Source organism: Exiguobacterium sp. s101, from assembly GCF_018617835.1.
GTDB classification, from domain to species: domain Bacteria; phylum Bacillota; class Bacilli; order Exiguobacteriales; family Exiguobacteriaceae; genus Exiguobacterium; species Exiguobacterium marinum.
Genome location: NZ_JACSKX010000001.1, coordinates 268,955 through 289,017 on the forward strand (window position 1 = coordinate 268,955; position 20,063 = coordinate 289,017).

Annotated in this window: 18 protein-coding genes and 1 other annotated feature; all 18 genes read right to left on the minus strand. The window is 46.4% G+C overall.

The genetic code is table 11. The features are described from left to right. Nucleotides 1–32: 32 nt before the first annotated feature. Nucleotides 33–2,759, minus strand: coding sequence for an isoleucine--tRNA ligase (gene ileS / locus KNO76_RS01380; protein ID WP_214881688.1), 2,727 nt, complete (start codon nucleotides 2,757–2,759; stop codon nucleotides 33–35). A 53-nt stretch (nucleotides 2,760–2,812) separates the two neighbouring features. After that, nucleotides 2,813–3,033, minus strand: a binding site (T-box leader). 3 nt (nucleotides 3,034–3,036) lie between these two features. Continuing rightward, nucleotides 3,037–3,585 carry a DivIVA domain-containing protein gene (locus tag KNO76_RS01385; RefSeq protein WP_026826313.1) on the minus strand — a complete coding sequence of 183 codons (549 nt, stop codon included), beginning with the start codon at nucleotides 3,583–3,585 and terminating at the stop codon, nucleotides 3,037–3,039. A gap of 19 nt (nucleotides 3,586–3,604) precedes the next feature. Further along, nucleotides 3,605–4,375, minus strand: coding sequence for a YlmH family RNA-binding protein (locus KNO76_RS01390; protein ID WP_214698150.1), 771 nt, complete (start codon nucleotides 4,373–4,375; stop codon nucleotides 3,605–3,607). A 3-nt stretch (nucleotides 4,376–4,378) separates the two neighbouring features. After that, nucleotides 4,379–4,648 carry a YggT family protein gene (locus tag KNO76_RS01395; RefSeq protein WP_214881690.1) on the minus strand — a complete coding sequence of 90 codons (270 nt, stop codon included), beginning with the start codon at nucleotides 4,646–4,648 and terminating at the stop codon, nucleotides 4,379–4,381. A gap of 4 nt (nucleotides 4,649–4,652) precedes the next feature. Then, nucleotides 4,653–5,123, minus strand: coding sequence for a cell division protein SepF (locus KNO76_RS01400; protein ID WP_026826316.1), 471 nt, complete (start codon nucleotides 5,121–5,123; stop codon nucleotides 4,653–4,655). A 23-nt stretch (nucleotides 5,124–5,146) separates the two neighbouring features. Further along, nucleotides 5,147–5,800 carry a YggS family pyridoxal phosphate-dependent enzyme gene (locus tag KNO76_RS01405; protein ID WP_214881693.1) on the minus strand — a complete coding sequence of 218 codons (654 nt, stop codon included), beginning with the start codon at nucleotides 5,798–5,800 and terminating at the stop codon, nucleotides 5,147–5,149. Next, nucleotides 5,797–6,558 (minus strand): purine nucleoside phosphorylase YfiH/LACC1 family protein, encoded by a 762-nt coding sequence (locus KNO76_RS01410; RefSeq protein ID WP_214881696.1) that lies wholly within the window; start codon nucleotides 6,556–6,558, stop codon nucleotides 5,797–5,799. Before KNO76_RS01410 ends, KNO76_RS01405 begins: the two co-directional genes overlap by 4 nt. Before the next feature lie 52 nt (nucleotides 6,559–6,610). Further along, on the minus strand, nucleotides 6,611–7,753 hold the full coding sequence (gene ftsZ / locus KNO76_RS01415) for a cell division protein FtsZ (protein WP_026826319.1): 1,143 nt from the start codon (nucleotides 7,751–7,753) through the stop codon (nucleotides 6,611–6,613). A 47-nt stretch (nucleotides 7,754–7,800) separates the two neighbouring features. After that, nucleotides 7,801–9,087, minus strand: a complete 1,287-nt coding sequence (gene ftsA, locus KNO76_RS01420) for a cell division protein FtsA (RefSeq protein ID WP_026826320.1) — start codon at nucleotides 9,085–9,087, stop codon at nucleotides 7,801–7,803. Between the two features lie 228 nt (nucleotides 9,088–9,315). Then, the gene (locus KNO76_RS01425) at nucleotides 9,316–10,086 is read right to left on the minus strand and encodes a cell division protein FtsQ/DivIB (protein WP_214881699.1); all 771 of its coding nucleotides are present in this window, start codon (nucleotides 10,084–10,086) and stop codon (nucleotides 9,316–9,318) included. 14 nt (nucleotides 10,087–10,100) lie between these two features. Beyond that, a complete protein-coding gene (gene murG, locus KNO76_RS01430; RefSeq protein WP_214881702.1) occupies nucleotides 10,101–11,177 on the minus strand; it encodes an undecaprenyldiphospho-muramoylpentapeptide beta-N-acetylglucosaminyltransferase in 1,077 nt (358 codons plus the stop codon). After that, complete coding sequence (gene murD / locus KNO76_RS01435; RefSeq protein ID WP_214881705.1) at nucleotides 11,174–12,511, minus strand: UDP-N-acetylmuramoyl-L-alanine--D-glutamate ligase; 1,338 nt, start codon at nucleotides 12,509–12,511, stop codon at nucleotides 11,174–11,176. Before murD ends, murG begins: the two co-directional genes overlap by 4 nt. 13 nt (nucleotides 12,512–12,524) lie before the next feature. Next, a complete protein-coding gene (gene mraY, locus KNO76_RS01440; protein WP_026826324.1) occupies nucleotides 12,525–13,484 on the minus strand; it encodes a phospho-N-acetylmuramoyl-pentapeptide-transferase in 960 nt (319 codons plus the stop codon). A 21-nt stretch (nucleotides 13,485–13,505) separates the two neighbouring features. Further along, entirely contained in the window at nucleotides 13,506–14,810 is a 1,305-nt protein-coding gene (locus KNO76_RS01445; protein WP_214881707.1) for a UDP-N-acetylmuramoyl-tripeptide--D-alanyl-D-alanine ligase, read from the minus strand. 57 nt (nucleotides 14,811–14,867) lie between these two features. After that, nucleotides 14,868–17,015 carry a penicillin-binding protein gene (locus tag KNO76_RS01450; protein WP_214881710.1) on the minus strand — a complete coding sequence of 716 codons (2,148 nt, stop codon included), beginning with the start codon at nucleotides 17,013–17,015 and terminating at the stop codon, nucleotides 14,868–14,870. After that, complete coding sequence (gene ftsL, locus KNO76_RS01455) at nucleotides 17,015–17,377, minus strand: cell division protein FtsL (protein ID WP_026826327.1); 363 nt, start codon at nucleotides 17,375–17,377, stop codon at nucleotides 17,015–17,017. Before ftsL ends, KNO76_RS01450 begins: the two co-directional genes overlap by 1 nt. Nucleotides 17,378–17,401: 24 nt before the next feature. After that, nucleotides 17,402–18,334, minus strand: a complete 933-nt coding sequence (gene rsmH, locus KNO76_RS01460) for a 16S rRNA (cytosine(1402)-N(4))-methyltransferase RsmH (protein ID WP_214881713.1) — start codon at nucleotides 18,332–18,334, stop codon at nucleotides 17,402–17,404. A 158-nt stretch (nucleotides 18,335–18,492) separates the two neighbouring features. Further along, on the minus strand, nucleotides 18,493–20,049 hold the full coding sequence (gene bshC, locus KNO76_RS01465) for a bacillithiol biosynthesis cysteine-adding enzyme BshC (RefSeq protein ID WP_353047851.1): 1,557 nt from the start codon (nucleotides 20,047–20,049) through the stop codon (nucleotides 18,493–18,495). Nucleotides 20,050–20,063 lie beyond the last annotated feature (14 nt).

The window sequence follows — 20,063 nt, forward strand, 5'->3', positions numbered from 1 at the left end:
AAACCGGAGTGGGGACGCCACTCCGGTTCGTCTTAACCGATTACTGATGCACAGCGTGGGCAAAGCTCAGGATACTCTTCGTTTTGTCCAACCTCTGTCGAGTAAGTCCAACAACGTGCACAAGCGGCACCATCTGCTTTCATGACTGTGATTTTCGTCGTCGCATAATCAACGTCTGCCGTCTCAGCCCACTCCACTTGTGATACTTGAAGCAGTTGGCTTACGTTGTCGATTGTATTCAACAAGCCGGCAGTCTCGGCTTTCGGTGCAAGAATCAACTTCGCCTCAAGCGGTTTCCCGATCAGTTTCTCGCCACGTGCGATTTCGATCGCTTTGAGGACATCGTCACGGAAGACGAGGAATTTCGACCATTTCTCTAACAACGTTTTCTCGTCAGTAGTCAACGCATCGACTTCTTCAAGATCAGTCAAGAAGATGCTTGCTTCTGACTTCCCAGGAACCTCTTTCCACGCCTCGTCGGCAGTGTGTGGAAGAATTGGAGTCAATAGTTTCGTCAAGAGGACGACGGCATCGTACATGACCGTCTGAACAGCACAACGACGGAGATCGTCTTCACGCTCGATATACAAAATATCTTTTGTGAAGTCAAGGTAGAACGATGACAACTCGTTGACGCAGAAGTTATGAACGAGATGGTACACGGCCATGAAGTCAAATTCATCATAGGCTTTAACAACTTTCGCCTGCAATTGCTTGAGCTTCGTTGCCATGAAACGGTCCGCTTCCGGCATATCTTCAAACGCGACACGCATCGATGGTTCAAAGCCGTTCAAGTTTCCAAGAAGGAAACGGATTGTGTTACGCATCTTCCGGTAAACTTCTGATACTTGTTTAAAGTTGTCATGTGACGCACGTACATCAGACTGATAGTCGACAGATGCGACCCAAAGACGTACGATTTCAGCACCGTACTGCTTCACGAGATCGTTCGGTGCAATGGTGTTACCAAGAGATTTCGACATTTTGCGTCCGTCCCCATCAAGAACGAAACCATGGCTTAAGACGTTACGGTACGGTGCTTTGCCTGTCGTCGCAACAGCCGTTGAGAGTGATGAGTTGAACCATCCGCGGTATTGGTCAGATCCTTCAAGGTAAAGATCTGCCGGACGACGAAGATTTTCACGTTCTTCTAACACACCGGCATGGGATGACCCTGAATCAAACCAGACGTCCATGATGTCGAGTTCTTTACGGAATTCTCCGTTCGGGCTGTTCGGATGTGTGAATCCTTCCGGAAGAAGATCTTTTGCTTCTCGCTCATACCAAACGTTTGAACCGTGTTCACGGAACAAGTTTGCGATGTGATCAATCGTCTCGTTCGTGATGATTTCCGTTCCATCTTCCGCATAGAAGATTGGGATCGGAACACCCCACGCACGCTGACGGCTGATGACCCAGTCTCCACGGTCACGAACCATGTTGTAAAGACGAGTCATTCCCCATTCCGGGACCCAGTTCACTTCTTCGACTTCACGGAGCATATCCTCTCGGAAATCTTTAATTGAAGCGAACCATTGCGGTGTCGCACGGAAGATGACCGGTTTCTTTGTACGCCAGTCATGTGGATACGAGTGTTTGATGAACTTTAAGTTGAGCAAATATCCATTCTCCTCAAGTTTCATCCCGATTTGCTTATTTGCATCCTCGTAGAATAGCCCTTCGTATCCAGGTGCTTCATCCGTCATATATCCACGGTCATCTACCGGACAAAGGACATCTAATCCGTACGCTTGTCCGACGCGGTAGTCGTCTTCCCCGTGCCCAGGAGCTGTGTGAACGAGTCCTGTCGCATCCGCTGTGACGTGATCGCCAAGGACGACGAGTGACGTGCGTTCATACAACGGGTGTTGTGCCGTCATGTACTCGAAGTCACGTCCATTCCAAGAACCGCTCACTGTGTAATCTGACCATCCGAGCGCTGTCGTCACTTCGCCGACAAGCGTCTCAGCGACAATATAACCTTTTCCTTCATGTTCGATGCGCGTATACGTCAACTCATCACTCACCGCGATACCAAGGTTCGCCGGGATTGTCCAAGGTGTCGTCGTCCAGATGACAAAGTGATCGTTTGACGTCAACGTATCTTTCCCATCTACGACACGGAATGCCACGTAGATTGCTGGTGACTTTTTATCATAGTATTCAATCTCTGCCTCAGCGAGTGCCGATTCAGAAGATGGTGACCAATAGACAGGTTTTTTCCCTTTATAGATATAACCTTTTTCAGCCATCGTTCCGAACAAGCGAATCTGTGCAGCCTCATACTCAGGAAGGAGGGTGATGTATGGATTTTCAAAGTCTGCGAGAAGACCGAGACGTTTGAATTGTTCACGTTGCGAATTCACTTGCTCCATTGCATACTCCGCACACTTCTCTCGGAATTCAGCGACCGTCATCTCTTTACGGTTGACGCCTGCTTTTTGAAGGGCATTCTCGATTGGAAGTCCGTGTGTATCCCAACCTGGAATCATTGGAGACTGATATCCGTTCATCCCTTTGAAACGAACGATGATATCTTTTAATACTTTATTCATCGCGTGTCCCATGTGGATGTCGCCATTCGCGTATGGAGGTCCATCATGCAAGATGTATTGTGGTTTCCTAGCATTTTTTTCTTGCACCTTGTTATAAAGGTCCATGTCTTCCCATTCCGTTTGCATCGCTGGTTCGCGTTTTGGTAAATTCCCACGCATCGCGAATTCAGTGTTTGGCATTAATAGCGTATCTTTGTAGTTCATCGAAACTCCTCCATCAACATTTTTTAGAAAACAAAAAAAACCAACCCATCCCTGATAGGGACGAGTTGGTTGACTCGCGGTACCACCCTACTAGTCTCACCTCAAATGAGACCGCTCTCGGTAACCGATAACGAGGTCAGGCGGACACGCTTACTCAAGTTCAGCGTGACAACTCATAGGGGATACCGATTCGAGTCTTTCTCTTAGGCTCTCACCGCCCCTAAGTCGCTTCGTAGGTATGACTCGATCGACGCGTCCTACTCAACGTGTTGATCATTTATCCATGTTGTTCTTCATTCTGTGTGACTTCGTCGTCATTATACGCAAGTTCAGTTCTATCGTCAAGAACCGTCTGTACAGGCGGCTCGCCGACAATCGTTTCCCACTCCGTACTATTGAGGAGCTCCATTTGGGCATCTACGAGGACACGGAAACGTGTACGGTATAACTCAACCTTTTTGAGCATTTGAACGACTTCTCGTTCAGCAAGCTTCTCTTTTCGGGCTGCTTCTTCTTCACGGGCGTACGCCTCACGCTCTGCTTGTTTCAAAATGAGGCTCGCTTCTTTTTGAGCGTTGTTCTTCACTTCTTCCGCAGCTTCCTGTGCAACGATAATCGACTTGTTCAATGTATCTTCCATCGAGGAAAAGTAGTCAATGCGAGCTTGCATATCGTTGACAAGTTCTTCATACCGTCGATTCTCACGTATCAATAGTTCAAACTCTTTAATGATTTGATCTAAAAATTCATTGACCTCATCGATATCGTACCCACGAAAACGGGAAGAGAATTCTTTATTATGAATATCAATCGGTGTCAACGCCATTCGACTTTCCTCCTAAAATTCAACGTATGGTGCCATACTGTATTTTAATTTTTTCACGTTTGGTCGAACCTAGAATTTCCATCAATTTGATGCGACCGTGTCCACGAACGGATAGAAGGTCGTCTGGTTCGAGAATGAAGCTCGCATCTTCAATGACTTTATGATTTACTTTGCAGTCGCCATGTTTGACGAGTGCTTGTGCTTTTTGACGGGACATGTTTAAAACCTCGCTCACAACCGTATCAAATCGTAAAGAAGAAACGATACCAAATCCTTCGATCCATTCAATTGTCGGAACGACAAGAATCTCGTCTTGCTCAACGGAGGAAATGCGAACTTTCGCTTTTCCGACACGATCCAAATTCATTTCGATGAATCCAACTGATTCACGCGTCGTCGCAAATTGTACAATCTCATCTTGAAGGACGACATCTCCAAACTTTTGACGTTTCAGCCCTGCATTGAGTAAGGTTCCCGTCACTTGTCGATGCGTCAAATCCACAAACTTTGTTGGGTATTCGATACGTCGGATTTCAATTTCAAAATCATGAGGATTCAGTTCATAGTAATCCGGAGCCAAAATAAGTCGACACCTTTCTGCGCCTTCGAATCCGCCATCGCTATGCATAACAAGTTGATTACCGACAATCTGTTTGACGATTTGTTGTTCACGCGGGTCCAAAAAGTCCGTCAATTTCAACACATAACTACTCTCGACTTGTTGCACCCAGTCGAGCACTTGTTCGACGAACGCCCGTTCGCTTGGTCTGTAGTGGTCATAGACGCTCATACATCACCCGAAAATCGCAGCAATTCCGACTTGTGCCATACGAAGCACGAATAAAGCGACGATTGGAGAGATATCAAGCATGCCACCAATTGGTGGGATGATTCGACGAAACGGTGCCAAGAACGGTTCACACAAAGCCGATAAAATTTGACCAAACTTTGATTCACGTGCGTTCGGGAACCATGATAATAAGATATAGCCGATGAGAATCCAACTATAGATGCCAAGTAGATCACTCAACGTGTTGCCTAAGGCAGGAATTACATTTTCCATTCAGTTACCACCCTTTACTGTGAAGTTCATCCTCCGAGATCAAGTTTGAGATTGAGCCAGTCAATTCGACGTTGTTCGGAGTACACAGAATCGTGTTATGTCCAATCGAAGTCATCGACCCTTCCAATGCATAGACAACACCTGAAAGGAAGTTGACGACTTGACGCGATTGTTCTTTTGACATGCGTTGAAGATTGACGATGACAGCACGGTTTTCTTTTAGTTGATCACTAATGTCCTGTGCCTCAGCGAACACACGCGGTTCAGCCAATACGACTTTTGAACGTTCTTTCTTTTTCGTATTTAACGCGACGAGGTTATTCGCTGATTTTGGACGATCCTCTTGTTTCATGACCGATGTTTCAGTCGTTGAAGGCGTTGCTGTATTTGCGACGGCATACTCTTCTTCCTCATATGTGCTGTTCGGATCTTCCTCGAGTCCAAAGAAATCTTTCATTTTGTTTTTGATTGACATAACGGATTCCTCCTTAAGATATATTATTGCATAAGTACGGTACCAATACGAACAAACGATGCGCCTTCTTCAATTGCGATTGGATAATCGTTTGACATCCCCATCGACAGTTCCGTGCAAGGAGCGTGATCGTATCCTTTTGCCGTCACTTCATCACGTACATGGCGTAAACGACGGAACGTCTCACGAAGGATTGTCTCTTCTTCCGTGAACGGCGCCATTGTCATCAACCCAATGATTCGAATATGAGGATACTGTTTACAATTCTCGATGAATGGCATGACTTCCTCTATTTCAAGCCCATGTTTTGAATCTTCTCCTGACGTGTTCACTTGAACGAAACAATCAATTGTTCTGTTTGCTCGTTTATCAATCTCTGATGCGAGTGACAACCGATCTAGAGAATGAATGGCTGCGACGTGATCGATGATTTGTCTCACCTTGCGCGTCTGTAACGTACCGATAAAATGAAATCTCGCATCTTTCGGCAAATTTTCGACTTTTTCGAGCAATGACTCCGGACGATTTTCTCCAAAATCACGAATCCCTTCTTCATAGAGGACATTCGTCACATCCACGCCAACCGACTTTGTGACGGCGATTAACGTTGGTTCCACTCCTTGAACATGCGCTGACATAATCGATTGAACTTGTTTTACATTATCTGAAATACTCACAATTTACGCTCCTTGACGATGACTGCTGCAAATCGACGTTTAACCTCTCCATCACGATACGAGAAAAACGGGGCGTCTGCACCAGTCGTTAAATTCGATTGGATGACGGTTGTGTCATGCTCTTTTGCCAATACTTCATTAACAGTCTGAAGTGATAAATGGGCATGATTGCCTGACTCATCTCGTACCGCTTGGTTATAGGCAATCGGCGAAACGGATTGAACCGCATCTAGTACACGACGGTCGACCTCATAGTCGTATCCTGAAATCGACGGACCGACAAGCATTTCCACTTCTTTAGCATCAATCCCATTGTCTTCGAATGCGCGAATCATAGACTCGACAATATTACCGACAGTTCCCTTCCACCCGGCATGGGCGATCCCAATGACTCCATAGTCTTTTGCACAGAAGAAGAGCGGCACACAATCTGCAAAGACAAGTGCTAACGGCAACGATTCTTCCGTAGTTAAGAGACCATCTGTTTGCGGAATCGCTTCATCGTATCGAAATGCACCCTTCCCACGATCCGAGGCATTCACATATCGAACGCTCGTTTCATGTACTTGATCGGCCCATACCGAGCCTTCTAAAGAAAGGTTAGCTTGTTGAAAGAAAAACTGACGATTTAGAACGACCTGGTCAATGTCATCGTCGACGTGAAGTCCGACATTCCCTGCATTGTGTCCATCCATTCGCGTTGTCACATAGGCGTGATAGCGATTCGTCTTTGTTTCCCATGTATGTAACAGTTGCATCAGTCTCTCCTTTTAGAAAAAGGGATGCCGAGAACCGGCATCCCTATCTTGTTTAGTTACGACGTTGTCTCACGAACGCAGGGATGTTAATCGTCTCATCTGGGACGTCTCCTCCATACACTGGGCGATGGAAGTTCCCTTCATCTTGTTGAGCCGTTTCATTTGCTTTTGGTTGAGGTTCCTTGTTCTCAACTTCAGGCTGCTTTTTCGGTTGCTGAGGGAACGGATTCGTCCCTTGCGCTTCCTCAGCGAATTCAGTTGCAATCACCGTGACGATGATTTCATCGTTCAAGTTTTCGTTGATAACCGAACCGAAAATCAAGTTCACTTCTTCATCGGCTGCACTTTGAACGATTTGAGCCGCTTCTGTCACTTCATACAAGCTGAGGCTAAGTCCACCCGTAATGTTCATCAAGACACCTTTTGCCCCTTCAATCGAAGATTCAAGAAGTGGAGACGAAATTGCTTTCTTTGCTGCTTCAATAGCTCGGTTTTCACCTGTAGCGACACCGACACCCATAAGAGCAGATCCTTTTTCCGTCATAATCGTTTTCACGTCAGCGAAGTCGAGGTTGATGAGACCTGGAATCGCAATCAAATCTGTAATCCCTTGCACACCTTGACGAAGTACGTTATCCGCTTCACGGAACGCTTCAATCATCGGCGTGTTACGTTCAACGATTTCAAGAAGCTTATCGTTTGGAATCACGATGAGTGTATCTACTTTTTCTTTAAATGCCTGTATCCCGTGCTGGGCGTGTTGCATCCGTTTCCGTCCTTCGAACATGAACGGCTTTGTAACAACACCAACTGTTAGCGCGCCAATTTCTTTCGAAATCTCAGCGATAACTGGAGCAGCACCCGTTCCGGTTCCGCCCCCCATACCCGCCGTGACGAAGACCATATCCGCTCCGTCAAGCGCTTCGAGTAACTGTTCACGACTTTCTTCTGCCGCTTTTTTTCCGATGTCAGGGTTCGCACCTGCACCGAGACCACGTGTCAATTTAGCACCAAGTTGAAGTTTCACATCAGCTTTCGACATGTTCAAGGCTTGTGCATCCGTATTGACAGCGATGAATTCGACTCCTTGCACCCCATGCTCAATCATCCGGTTAACAGCGTTCGACCCGCCACCACCGACTCCAATTACTTTAATTTTTGCTACGGCGTCAATCGCCTCATCAAAGTACATCATTTCAGGTATCCCCCTACATATTTTCCAAGTTGTATTACAACGTCAGCTTAAACGCCAAATAATTTTTCCATAAAACGACTAAAACCTTTTTTCGACTCTTGATCGGTCTCGTATTCGTTCTCTCCAACATGAGTATCGGTCGCTTCCTGCTTATTATTAAGCGATTCATAGCGAACTTCCGGTTTTTCAAGTTGAGATTTTGAAACGTGATGATCACTCATTAAGACATATTTCAATACGCCGACTGCCGTCGCATATTTTGGGTGTCTCACCCCAATCGACGAAGGTTGATATAATCTCGTCTTTTGGCCCATAATACGCGTTGCCAATTCTTGAATACCAGGTAGAGCAGCTGCTCCACCACAAAGTAAATATCCACCATTCAGCGTCGGAACACCTACTTTTTGAACCATATTCAACATAAGGGTAAACATTTCCTCTATTCTTGCTTCTAAAACATAGCTAATTTCTGATTGTGGTTCAAATGCTACTTCCCCATTGATATTCGTGTAGGAGAAACCTTCTGTCTCATCAGCCATTTCTTCGAGTGCGAGACCGTACTCTTCTTTCGCCACTTTGGCATCTTGATACTTACAATTTAATTTATAGACTAAATCTCTCGTCATATGATCGCCACCGACTGGAAGGATATACGAATAGACGAGGTCTCCACGATAAAATACTGAGACCGTTGTCTTTTCATGTCCGACATCGACAAGTCCAATCCCTAAATCGATTTCGTCAACAGAGGCCGCACTCATGCCGAGCGCGAGGTTCCCCAAAATAAATCCTTCGAGACGTAGTCCGGCGCGTTCAATCGAACGACGAATACTATGTAAAATTGTCTTCGATCCGGTAACCATTTTCCCATGCATCTCTAGTCGATAACCAAGCATGCCACGAGGGTCCACGACACCCGTTTGTTGATCGACCGTGAATGAAGATGGAATCACATCAATGACACTCATTTCATCTGGTAGTCGCATCACTTGAGCTGAATTAATGACTTCCATCACGTCTTCATCTGTAATTTCCTGATCTTCTCGCTTCACGGATGCGATCCCATGACATGGGGCAATTTGGATATGTTCTCCTTCAATGGCAACGTATACAGATTGAATTTGATCGCCTAACGATGTTTCAGCATGTTCAACGGCTTGTTTAATCGCTTGGACTGTTTTATCGATGTCTACGACAGCGCCACGTTTTACACCCGCAGACGGTGCACACCCTTCCGCCAAAATATTAAGCGTTCCGCCGAGCAATTCACCGACGACGAGCTTAATCTCTGACGTTCCAATATCTAATGCGGCCACATAACCATTCGCTTCCAAAAGGGAAACACCTCCGCTCTATAATTTTCCTATACAAATTACATGACAAATATGACAGATATCCAATAAAGTTGTTGGTTTCGACAAGATATCTCACATCTAAGTTTACAACAAATAAGATAGTGAGAAAAGGTAGAATCCTACAATTTAAGCGGTTTCGCGTTATCAATTCGTTTACAAACGACAAAAAAACAGTCCTTATCTGTCTAAGGACTGTAATATAACTGATTATTCATTCGTTTTCTTGTATGGAACAAAATAAAAACCACCATCCATGACGATTGTTCCACGCTCGCCTTTAGGGATGTTTTCATATATTTCTCCATACTTTGATACGGTTTCGCTTAACTTCAAAGGCGGTGTGAGCAACGTATTTCCGTCATTCATAAAGATCTCGTAGCGCGTCGGTTCTCCTTTTTGTTTTGACAAGATGATTTCCGACATACGGGCACGCGTCGCATCATCCACTTGTTCAAGTTCACTCGCAATTTTTTCAAGCTCTTGCTCCGAATTAAATTCCCTAAGCAATGGACCATCTTTTAATTTCCTCGGGTCGGTGATGGTACCTGTCGGATGGAGTGAACCATCGGCTAAGACGACGACGTCGCCTTTGTCCGCTCTCGCATATGCGATCATCTTCTCTTCCGTTACGTTGACGTATACCAAATTATACCAAGAACGATCAATTTCTACCCGTTTTACACCAGGCAACTTTTCCATTTGCGCACTCATCTTTTTTGGGGACAAACCGATGAACTTTGTCGATGTGTCGAGTTCCATATCTTGAAACACATAAGACTCTTCTAACCAATAGAGTCCGGATACAGTCACTTCTTTCACGTTCGACATCGAGGTTTGCATATAGACCACAAGTAAGATAAGGATCCCAAACAGTGAGAGCACAGAGAACATCCGACGATTCGCTTTTTTTCGTCGTTGTTTCTTCATGTACGGAATACGGTCTTCTAAACTGCGTACCGTTTGTTGACTTGGTTCCATCGGATTCTTCTCCTTTATCGAATGACTTCTTCTACTAAATTGGCCAAGGCATTTGATGCATCCGGGAATCCGAGTGCACGGGAGGCTTTCGCCATCTCTTTCTGACATTCAAGGACTTTTCGAATCGCTTGAATGAGCGTTTCTCCCGTCAAAACTTCTTCTTTTACGAGGAGCGCCGCCCCGTTCTCGACAAGGGCAGAAGCATTTTTTGTCTGATGGTCTGCCGTCACGTAAGGGCTCGGAATCAACACGCTCGGTAATCCGAGTGCGGTCAATTCTGAAATCGTCGATGCCCCTGCTCGAGAGATGACGAGTGACGTACAAGCGAGCAGTGATGGCATATCATACACATATGGATGAATATGAACATTTTCAGACTTTGGCGCTTGTTTTAACACGGCTTCGTAATGTACTTTACCCGTTACGTAGAGTACATTGATTGGCAAGTCTGAGAGCGCCGGAACAGCCTCTATAACTGCACGGTTGATTGCTTCCGCACCTCGGCTTCCACCGTATATCAAGACGATTGGACGTGCATCTAACTGGTAATGTTCTCGTACGGCAGCCGCATCGACTTCCGTCTGCAATACTTCGCTACCACGCGGATTTCCGATTAAGCGGACGTTCGCACCTGGGAAATGGACATCCGATCCTTTAAACGAAAGAGCGACCCGATCAGCTTTTTTGGATAAAAACTTATTCGTCAACCCTGGGATGCTGTTTTGTTCATGCAGGATGGTCGGGATACCTAGTTGTTGCGCCGTATAGACGACCGGTCCTGACACGAATCCGCCTGTTCCGATGACGACGTCTGGTTTGAATGCTGCCATATCTTTTTTTAGAGAGCGTACAGCCTTCAAGAACCAGTACGCCGTCTTCAAGTTCTCGAGGGAGAGGGAGCGCTTCAATCCAGCGATTTGAATTGATTTGAACGGGACACCAGCTCTAGGAACAAGATCGGCTTCTAACCCATTCTCCGTTCCGACGTATTGTACCTGTAAATTAGGGTGACGTTTTTGTAACGTCTCAATCAATGCGAGGGCCGGGTAAATATGACCACCGGTACCTCCACCAGAAATCATGATTTTCATCGGTTCGCCTCCTCATATGCGCGAACGAGATGAATGAAGTGTTCACCTCGTTCTTCAAACGTTTTAAATTGATCCCAACTCGCACAAGCAGGAGATAACAAGATGATATCTCCTGTTTCAGATTGCTCAAACGCGAGTGTGACGGCGTCTGCTAACGTTTCGACCGTGAAAGATGGGATTTCTTGGGACTCCCCAAGTTCTTTGAAACGCTCTTTCGTCTCACCGTACGCGACGACAGCTTTGACGTTGGAAAGGGCAGCGACGAGCGAAGATAAATCTGCACCCCGCTCAAGTCCTCCACAGAGCCATACGATCGGAGCATCAAATCCTCGTAGCGCCGCTTCCGCCGCGACGTTGTTCGTCGCCTTCGAATCATTGTAGACGGCACGTCCGAGAACGTCACCTAAACTTTCAGTCCGATGCGCGACACCACCAAAGTTTCGTAATACACGCTCAATGTGTGCTTTTGGAATATCAAACGGTTCGACCAACAGGAGAGCCGCTAGTACGTTCTCGACATTATGGGCACCGCCTAATGCCAATTCGTTCACGCGAATGACTCGCTCCCCGCGTACCGTGACCCAACCGTCCACGACGGAAGCATCTCCTCGCTCAAAACTAAATGTGTTTGGTGCAAGATGAGCAGGGACACGTTTCATCACTTCGGAGTCTGTCAACTTGACGACGATTTGGTCGTCACGTGTCATCTGAAGGAACAAGTTTCCTTTTGCATCTGCATACGAGTCGAAGTCGCCGTGATAATCGAGATGGGCTTCTGATAGATTCAGCAATGCTGCCGAACGCGGATGGAAGGACTCGACCCCCATCAACTGAAAGCTCGACAATTCAATGACAATCAAATCGTCCGTCTTTGCATCAGCCGCAACTTCAATCGCGGGGAATCCGATATTACCTGCAAGATGTACCGGACGTTTCCCTCCTTTGAGTAGCTCATAGACGAGTGTCGTCGTTGTTGTTTTCCCATTTGAGCCGGTGATGGCGACGAAGTCTGCTTCAGTTGCCAAATAAGCGAGCTCCACTTCGGTATAAATCGGGATTTCACGAGAAATTGCTTCTTGGAGCAGTGGAATCTGATAAGGAATACCTGGATTTTTAACAATCACTTCTGTCTCATTCAATAAACCGACGGGATGTTCATTGAACACCGAGCGGATTCCAAGAGCTTGAATTTTATCTTGTTCGTCTTCGGGTGGGACGTTCCCCGTGTTGATCGTCACATCTGCTCCCGCATGATGCAGATATGTTGCCGCTGCAATTCCGCTCTTAGCGGCGCCGAGGACGAGAACTTTTTTACTGTGCCATTGCTTTTCCATCTGTCTCACCCTTTTACATGAGTAATAATGATAAACCTGCCGTAATTAAACTGATTCCACTGAACGTTAGCACGATGCGCCATTCTGACCAACCGACCATTTCGAAATGATGGTGAATTGGACTCATTTTAAAGAGTCGTTTGCCTGTCGTTTTAAACGAGATGACTTGCAGAATCACACTCAACGTTTCGATAACGAAGATGATGCCGACAAAGACAAGAAGCAACTCAAGTTTTAACATAAGCGCGAGTCCGGCCACAGCCCCACCTAAAGCGAGCGACCCTGTGTCACCCATGAAAATCTTCGCCGGATACTTATTGAAGACGAGGAATCCAATCAATGCGCCAACGACCGCAAAAGCGAACCAGGCAATGCCAAGCTCATCTTGTGTAAGGGCATAGATTCCAAAGAACGTAAATGTCGGGATAGCTGAGAACGAAACCAGTCCGTCTAGCCCATCCGTCAAATTGACGGCATTTGAGAATCCGACGAGCCAAAAGATTACGATGGCGATATAAAACCACCCTGTATCAAACGAGATCGAAGTGAACGGGATTGAAATCGACGTATCAAGTTCTCCTCCGAGTGATAAGAACCATGCGAACAAGACCGATACTCCGATTTGACCAATCAACTTCTGAAGGGACGTCAATCCGAGGTTGCGCTTATTGACGACCTTGATGTAATCATCTAAAAACCCGATTACCCCGAACGCCATCGTCACGAATAAAAGTGTTCCGAATCCGGCGACCGCTTCTCCAAAGATGACGGACACGATGAACCCGACGAGAATGGCGAGCAAGATGACAATTCCACCCATCGTTGGTGTGCCTGACTTCTTTTGGTGCCAACCTGGACCTTCGTCACGAATTTCCTGTCCAAACTTTAACTGACGCAATGCCGGAATCGCTCGTGGCATAACGATTAAGACACTTAATAATGAACTGATTAATACGATTAAACTAATTAACATGTTGCTACCTCACTACTCTATTTATTGAACGAGACGCTCAAGCGCCAGTCCTCGAGATGCCTTTAACAATACCACAGTATCTGGTCGCTGATAATGATGAAGAAGTGTCTTTGCCTCTTCAACAGTCGGGACCACGTGGACGTTCACACGTGAATCTTGAATCCCATCCGCAATCCATTTTGCTTTTTCGCCAACGAGAATGCAATCTGTCACTGGAGACGTTACGACGATGCCCACTTGTTTGTGTTGTTCTCGCTCATCGGCACCTAGCTCGTACATGTCACCAAGGACGAGCACACGTTTTGAGAATCCTTCGAGTGACTTGACCGTTTCAATCGCTGCGATTATCGACGTCGGACTCGCATTGTAAGCGTCGTTAATAAGATGTGTTTCCCCGAACATCTGTTTTTCCATCCGCATCGATGTCAACTTGATTCGGTCTAGCCCGCGTTGAATCATTACATGACTAAGACCGAATTCCAATCCACATGCAATCGCATAGGCTGCATTTCGAATCTGATGAGCACCTAACACCTTCAGTTCATATAAATCACCGTTGTATTTAAAGATGGATGCATCGAACGTCGTCTCGACCACGTCGATTTTCCCATCGGCCGTTTCAGCATATCCGACCCTATACCCTTGATTTGCGAGAAGTGGTTCATCCGCATCGACAATCAGTCGACCGTCCGGTTTGAGACCCGCCTTGATTTCAAGCTTCGCTTTTGCGATACCCGAACGACCTCCGACTTGCTCACCGTGAGACTCCCCGATATTCGTAACAAAGGCCACGTTCGGTTTAGCGAGTTTCGACAATTGTTCGATTTGACCGAATCCGTTCATGCCCATCTCTAATACAGCGACTTCCGTGTCCCACGGCATTCTGAGCACGGTGAGCGGTAAGCCGACGTCCGAGTTGAAGTTCCCAGCCGTCTTATGTGTTTTATACTTTTCTTCTAAGACGACGGCAATCATATCTTTCGTGGAGGTTTTTCCGTTCGATCCCGTAATCGCGACCACGAGCGGATTGATTTCTTCTAAATAACGGGATGCTGCCGTTTGAAGTGCCTCGACCGTCGATTTGACAGGGATGACGAAAAGGTTGTCAGGTTGCGGACGTCCTTCTTCCCAAAACGTAACGATTGCTCCTTTTTCGATTGCTGCATCGATGTAATCATGTCCATCGACACGCGCGCCGACGATTGGGACGAATAGCCCCGATTCATTTTCATCTCTCGAATCCGTAGCGACGCGTTTGACAAGACGCTCGTCGTCTACCTCAATCCCAAACCAAGACGCTAACTTCTGAACTGTCAATTGTTCCATTCATACTTCCTCCTCATACATAGGAAAAGAGAGCCGCAGCCCTCTTGATCTCGTGCGTTAATTCGACGGTGTCTCCAATTTCACTTTCAAGGAGGCACCAGTTTTAACCGGCTTTCCTTTGCTAATCGATTGTGATGTGACAAAACCGGTCCCATCGATTTCTAAATTTAGTTGATAGAGGGTCGCTAAGCGTTTCACATCACGTAGCGACCAACCTTTTAATGTTGGCATCCTAAACGAATTACTCGTTTTTAGCAACAATCTTTCTCCGACAACATATGACTGCCCTTTAACAGGACTTTGTGCTGTCACTTCGTCCCCGTCACCTAACACGATTGGATTAAATGAGTGATCTGTCGACTCTTTCACCGCATCTTCGCGGTTATTACCGATATAAGAAGAAGTCGTCTTCGTCGACGCTTCGACCGCTTTTTCTTGCTTTTCAGGTTCGACACTCCGATAACGTAACGCGACATCCATCACGTCTTTGAAGAGCGGGGCCATGATGCGCGGTCCAGTCGTCGACGAATCACTGTTTGGTCTATCGACAGCGATGTACATGACGAGTTCCGGATCGTCTTCTGGCGCCATCCCGACAAACGAGTGAATATACTGTCCACTCAAATACTTCCCGTTCTCTGCAATTTGGGCGGTCCCTGTCTTCCCGACGACGCGATAATTGTCTAACGCATACAATTGTCCAGTACCTACATCGCTGTTCACGACACCGTCCAGTGCTTCACGCGTTTTTTTTGCAGTCTCTGCAGTGATTGGCTGACCAACCTCTTTCGGGTTCGTCGTCCGAATCGTCTCTCCGGTCTCACTATTGACGATTTTTTTAATGACGTGCGGTTGTTTCATCGTTCCATCAGTCGCAATCGCTGATGTCGCCTGCAAAATTTGCATCGGTGTCACCGCGGTGGATTGACCCCAGGCCGTAATTAAAACGTTCATCGGACTTTCAAAGTCGAATTGACTATTGACCTCTCCAGGCAAATCGATTCCAGTTCGTTGATCAAACTTGAATGCTTTGAAGTAATCCTCATAACGGCCAAGACCGAGTCGTTCGTTCGCTAAAATCGAGAACGCGACGTTTGATGAGTGCCACACACCTTCTTCCATAGGAATGGTACCCCATCCGGTAATGTTGTAATCATTGAAGACCGTCTTCCCGTATTTGTACGACCCTGATTCATACAGTTCGTTTGGGTTGTATACTCCTTCATTGATTGCAGCCGCTAGCGTAAAGATTTTCATCGTCGATCCTGGTTCAAATCGAGACGAGACCGAAAAGTTGCTGTACGAAGAAATCTCACGCGTGTTCGGATCAAAAGACGGACGGTCAGACAGGGCGACAATCTCGCCTGTTTTTGGGTCCATGATGATGGCCGTTGCGTGTTTTGGTTCGTATTCCTCATACAATTCGTTCATCTTCGTCTCAAGCAACTGTTGAATACGGTGGTCGATCGTCAATTGGACATCGGCTCCGTCTTCCGGTTCAATCTTCAGCTGTTCATCACTCGACACGAGTTCACGTCCGGCTAAATCTTTCTCGAATCGATATAATCCGTATGACTCACTTAAAATATCGTTAAGTGATTTTTCAATCCCAAGTTCACCAACGAGTTCGATCCGACCATTTTGGTCAATCTTTTGCGCGTATCCGATGACAGATGAAGCGAATACTTTATTCGGGTAATAGCGCTTCGGTTCTTCGACGAAGGTAATCCCTGGAAGCTCAAACGCTTCGATTTCTTCTTTTTGCTCAACGGTCAAATCACGGCCGGGAACACCGAACTCGATTTGCCCACGGTCGATATTTTGCTCGAGCCGTTTCAATAAATCTGCCTCTGTCATCGGCAGGACCGTCGAAAGTTTTTTTGCGGCCTCGTCAATCTTATCTGGCATGAGCGTTTTCCCTTCGACTCGCTCGCCACCAAGCTTCATTACCGCGACAAGTCGATAGGAAGGGATATTGATTGCGATCGGTTGGCCGAATCGGTCATACACCTCGCCCCGCTCTGCCTCCAACGTACTGACTGCTTTCCACCGTTGTTCTTCTGCGAACGCCAGCATGTTCTCACCTTTATACGTATGCGTGAGCGATAAGTAAAGAAACCATCCGACAAAAAATAAAAAGAGCGGGGTGAAGCAGACAATCGCTACCCACGCCACTCTTTTTTTACTCTGTTGTAGAGAATTCATCAATCAATCACCTTGACATTCTTCTCATTGAATTTCATTCCGAGTTTCTCGGCAATCGCGTAAATTCTTTCTGGCGAGCTTAATTGGGCGATTTCATACTTTAGTTCTTCATTTTCTTTTGCAACCCCGTCGACCTGCTGATTAACGGCTGCTGTATCACGCATAATGTTATATGCTTCGTTGTGTTTCGACACCGTGATGCCACCGAACATGACCACTGAACCAATCATTACTGGATACAGGATCGATTCAAACAAGGTCAACGTGCGTCGTTTTGGAACAGGTATTGGTCGTTCTTGCGGAATCGGATTTCGATTCGGTGTAACTTGAGGCTGCAACGCCTTACGGGCAGCTTCTGGCATCAGGTATCCCTCCTACTAGCTAAATTATTTTTGTTTTTCGGCCACTCTCAGTTTAGCTGAGCGTGAACGACGATTATCTTCGAGTTCTCCTTCACTCGCCACGATCGGTTTACGCGTGATGAGTTTGAGCTCGGGTTCGAATTCTTCTGGAATGACCGGCAATCCTGGTGGTAACGGTGGATATTGGCTCCGTTCTTTAAACACTTGCTTACAAATTCGGTCTTCTAATGAGTGGAACGTAATGACACAGATCCGTCCGTTCACTGCGAGTAAATCGATTGCATCTTGAACGGCACGGTCGAATACGTTCAATTCGTCATTGACGGCAATTCGAATGGCTTGGAACGTCCGCTTCGCCGGATGACCGCCCTTGCGTCGTGCTGGTGCAGGAATCGCTTCTTTAATCAAGTCGACAAGCTCGAACGTCGTCTCAATCGGTTTATCAGCACGAGCTTGCTCAATTTTTCGTGCGATTTGTTTTGAAAACTTTTCCTCCCCGTATGTAAAGAAAATACGAGCAAGTTCCCCAAACGACCATTCATTCACAATATGATAGGCTGAAAACTCCCGTGACCGGTCCATTCTCATATCGAGTGGTGCGTCATAATTGTAACTAAATCCACGTTCTGCCTCATCTAGCTGTGGCGAGGAAACGCCTAGGTCGAATAGTACACCGTCCACATTCATGACACCATGTTGCTGAAGTTCTTCTTTCAAGTGAACGAAGTTGCTCTTTATAAACGTCACACGGCCTTCATAAGGAGCCAATCGCTCTTTCGCATGTGCGAGTGCGACGTCATCTTGGTCGAATGCATATAGTTGACCCGTCGTTAGACGCTTTGCGATTTCTTCACTATGACCCGCTCCACCTAACGTACAATCCACATATACCCCATCAGGTTTGATGTTCAATCCCTCGATGGACTCCATTTTTAAAACCGTTTCATGCTCAAACATTCAAAAAACCCTCTCAACCTACATATTTCAACTGTATTATTACACTTACTTTATCATAAAAATGTCAAGGTCCGTACAGGTTTTTAGCGAAAAGAGGAAACAAAAAGGTAACAACAAAAAAAAACTCCTGACAAATGTCAAGAGCCCTTATGAAAATGTTATACAAGGAATAAACAACGCTCCGCTTCTGAGTCTTCATAAACTGGTTTCAACCGATGAAAAACGTCTAGACCGTGACGGTTTAAAATCGGAACCATCGATAAAATACGCTCTTGAGGAGTATCCATCGGGAACAGTCGGGTCGAAAGATGAATCCGCCGGGCGTTCAATCGATATTGATTCCGTTTCGCTTCAGCACGCATCTCATCTGCCAACTGCTCGAGAACATGTTTCGACTTCGATTCGAATCGTCTTCCGTGCTTACTTGCTTCCTGACTGACCGCTTCCGTGAGCGTCCGAAATGCATACAACTTCGCTTCGAACGATTCATCATCAAATGGATAGTCCGGTAGTGGCTGTTTCATATATTCCTCTAAGGTCACGCTTTCTTGTCGTAATTTTTTTTCATCATTTCTCGACACGATCACGCCACCAAGACGTGGGAGGAGAAGCGGCATCTTCCATCCGAGTTCATGGAATAACGGACGTAGTTGCAACCAGTAAGCGATTTCGCCGGGACCACCGACGTACCCAAGTGTCGGAAACAAATATTCTTGCATGAGCGGGCGTGAGACCACATTGTTTGAAAAACGTTCCGGGTGCGCTTCTATTTCACTGAGCAACTCTGTCTCCGTGAATCGATGTCCACGTTTGGTCGTATACACCCCATCAATTTTTGTGAGCAACTCACGCGTGCCGTCATGATAAAACAGATGTGCCGCCTCTTTATTTAATTCTACTGACGGCATTCCTTCTTCATAGGAATGGGCGAGCGTATGCTGGAGCGCGTCTTGATGTTCGATGAGACGTCGGAACATCGGACGTTCGAGTGCACGGACGTCTTGAGTATGTGGATCAAATAACAAAAAATCAGTTCCTACGAATCGACGCATCATCCTACCAAAAAACTGAGCGAAAGAATGGCTCATTTGAATAAGGTCGATTAACTCATTGTACAAATCAGAGGTATACGGGGTCTCCGTCTCGTTCAATAGTAACTGCTGCGCCATTTGAACAAGCTCGAGCTTTAGACGATCGAACTCCAGTTCCCCTACGGAAGCTTTTCCTGCTAGCGGAATTGTGGACAAAGCATCTTTCTTTAAAGTTCTCGAAAACGTCTGGGTCGTGAAAACATGATTGATTTCAGCGAAGTCATGGTCCTCCGTCGCCATCCAAAAAATCGGAAGGACCGGCTTTCCTAGTTTTTTCTCTGCCTGCTTCGCCCGTTTGATGACTGCCAACAGTTTGTACACAGCAAACAAAGGTCCACCGAATACGCCAACCTGCTGTCCCGTCACCATGACGTATGCTTCTCGCTGTTCGAGTAGATCAAGGTTCGCTACTAGTCGATCCGATAGTTCCCCAAACTGCCGTTGCTGCTGTTTTAAAATATGGACAATCTCATGCAAATGTTCATAGGAGCGTCCCGTAATCTCCTGCGCACGTTTCTCGACCTCATCCATGCCTCGATAATCGAGCCAACGCCCGTACCCATGCTCCACTTGAATCATCGGAGATGTGGGTGTATATAGGGCATCAAATGCTTCTACTTTCACGAATAACAACTTCC